The organism is Lutibacter sp., assembly GCF_041555395.1.
GTDB lineage: Bacteria > Bacteroidota > Bacteroidia > Flavobacteriales > Flavobacteriaceae > Lutibacter.
The window spans coordinates 1-2,416 of sequence record NZ_JBFFKM010000112.1 but is presented as its reverse complement, the minus strand read 5'-3'; the positions used below and the strand labels follow the sequence as shown (position 1 = coordinate 2,416).

At 35.4% G+C, this 2,416-nt stretch carries 3 protein-coding genes and 1 pseudogene; 1 reads left to right on the top strand and 3 read right to left on the bottom strand.

Features of this window, described 5'->3' with window-relative positions; translation table 11 throughout:
* Positions 1–112 precede the first annotated feature (112 nt).
* Complete coding sequence (locus ABY285_RS12495) at positions 113–859, top strand: DeoR family transcriptional regulator (protein ID WP_372770559.1); 747 nt, start codon at positions 113–115, stop codon at positions 857–859.
* Positions 860–1,053: 194 nt separating this feature from the next.
* Here the strand turns inward: ABY285_RS12495 and ABY285_RS12490 are convergent, their stop codons facing one another.
* The 3 genes and pseudogenes from ABY285_RS12490 to ABY285_RS12480 all read right to left on the bottom strand — a co-directional run.
* Entirely contained in the window at positions 1,054–1,686 is a 633-nt protein-coding gene (locus tag ABY285_RS12490) for a nitroreductase family protein (RefSeq protein WP_372770557.1), read from the bottom strand.
* A gap of 19 nt (positions 1,687–1,705) precedes the next feature.
* A complete protein-coding gene (locus tag ABY285_RS12485) occupies positions 1,706–2,164 on the bottom strand; it encodes a MarR family winged helix-turn-helix transcriptional regulator (RefSeq protein ID WP_372770555.1) in 459 nt (152 codons plus the stop codon).
* A pseudogene (locus ABY285_RS12480) lies at positions 2,164–2,416 on the bottom strand (hypothetical protein); the annotation flags it as partial. The gene ABY285_RS12485 and the pseudogene ABY285_RS12480, both read right to left, overlap by 1 nt.

Sequence of the window (2,416 nt, the reverse complement as noted above, 5' to 3'; positions counted from 1 at the left end):
CGACGTTTTATCAATTAGCCCGCGATATGATTTTTGATCCCATTGAAATTGTAATCTCAAATATTGGTGCCGATGCCGGAGTTATTGGTGCGGCTGCTTTAACACTGGAATAATGCTAAATAACAGACAAAATAAAATTCTGAAAATTCTGGGCAAAAATGATCAGACTTCAGTAATTGAACTCTCCGAAAAACTAAATGTTTCTTCGGTAACCATCCGGCAGGATTTGAATTTCTTGGAAGCCGAAGGACTTTTAAAACGTGTTCACGGTGGTGCTGTGCTAAAAGATGCTGATGATTTGAATAACCGATTGGGTGTTAATTATGAAAAAAAACTCAGGATTGCCAAAAAGGTAGCTTCTTTTGTAAGCGAAGGTGAAACAATTCTGATTGAATCGGGCTCCGTAAATGTTCTTTTGGCCAGGGAACTTTTAAAAATTAAAAAAGTTACAATAATTACCACTAACGTCTATATCGCCCGGCAATTCCGAAAAAATGAACAAGCCAACATTATTATTCTTGGTGGTATTTATCAACACGACAGTGAAACTCTGGTGGGAAAAATTACGAAAACCTGTATTGATCTGTTAAATATAGACAAGGCATTTATTGGAATCGATGGATATTCAACTGAATCCGGGTTTACATTGCGCGATCTTTTTAGGGCCGAAATTTCGAGTTATATTATTCAAAAGGCAAAAGATGTTTTTGTTGTTTCCGATTCAAGCAAATTTGGCAAAACCGAACTCACCAATATATGCTTCCCTGCGGATATCCATCACATAGCCACCAACGATGATCTTGATTTAGAATTTCAGGAAGAGTTTAAAAAGGTGGGTATCGACTTGATTTTAGCTTAGTAAAAAAATAAAATTCTCATTAAAACTTGCTTTTTCAATTACACTTTGAAGAAAATTAAATCTCCCGGTTCTCGGAGGAGCTAAATAGTCAAACCGGCTGTGAAAGACCAGTAATTTACTAAAAAAAACGGTTGGAGATTGCTCCCAAACCGCTATTACTTATAAAGTTTATTGTAAGTAGTTAATTTATTTTTCTAATCAATTACTGTGACTAAATCCTCTTTACTTTTTCTTACTTTTTTCAAGTTAACCAACCAGTCACTTTTTACATCTCTATAACCCAATGGAAGAATCACACAGCTTCTAAGTCCTTTGGCTCTTAAACCTAATATTTCATCCAATGCATCCGGGTCAAAACCTTCCATTGGTGTACTGTCAACTCCTTCAAAAGCAGCAGCTGCAATAGCCTGAGAAAATGAAATATAGGCTTGGCGTGCAGCATGGTTAAAATTCACTTCAGCATCTCTTTGGGGATAACTTGCTAAAAGCATTTGGCGATAATTTTCCCAACCTTCATTTTTAAAGCCACGAACAGTATTTGTGAGATCAAATTGTTTGTTGATCCGATCAGCAGTGTAAGTATCCCAGGCAGCAAAAACCAATAAATGAGAACAATCTGCAACAACAGGTTGATTCCAGGCAATGGACTTAATTTTCTCTTTAATTTCTTTATTGGTGATAACCATTATTTCAAAAGGTTGCAGGCCACTTGAAGTCGGAGCTAATGAAGCAGCTTCAATAATGTTGTCGATTTTTTGTTGTGCTACTTTTTCACCATTCATTGACTTAGTAGCATATCTCCAATTTAATTTATCTAATAATTCCATAATTTTTATTTATTAATTTTTATTCTAAATTTTTTGTGTTGTTTGTAAGTATTTTAATCCATTCATTCAGCATATCCCTTAACTCGATAACCTTTCCCATACTAATATTTTCAGTCAGCAATGTTTTAATGAGGTTTTTCGGAATAGGTATGGCCAGAGTCTTCAATTGCTTCCCTTTTACTGTTAGTTGAATGATAACACTTCTTTCATCCTTATTAGAACGATTCCTCTGCAACAATTCCATTTTTTCCATGCGCTTTAACAAAGGAGAAAGGGTATTGGTATTTAAAAGTAATTTCTCGGTAATCTGATTTACAGTAAGTTTATCATTTTCCCATAACACCAGTAGTACCAGATATTGAGGATAAGTCAAACCCAACTTGTCTAAATAAGGTTTGTACGATTTGGTAATTAGGCGAGAAACCGAATAGATTGGAAAACAAATTTGATTTCTTAATTTTAATTGTGGATTATCCATTAGTTCCTATTTTTTCTGGTTTTCCAGGCTTTCCATGATCCTGCAGACCATAAAGCCCAAACAATAAGAACAGGTTGGAAAAATAAACGTCGTAGTCTTGCTCCATCAGAATCCAATACTCCAAAAGCATCCTTGCCGTCAAGGTATTGAGCAATATTACCCGGAAAAACCAGTATGAAAAATATTGCAAGTGCCCAGCCAAATCGAACACGCTCTTTTTTCCAGAAAGCTAAACCAAGCCCCAAAGCCATT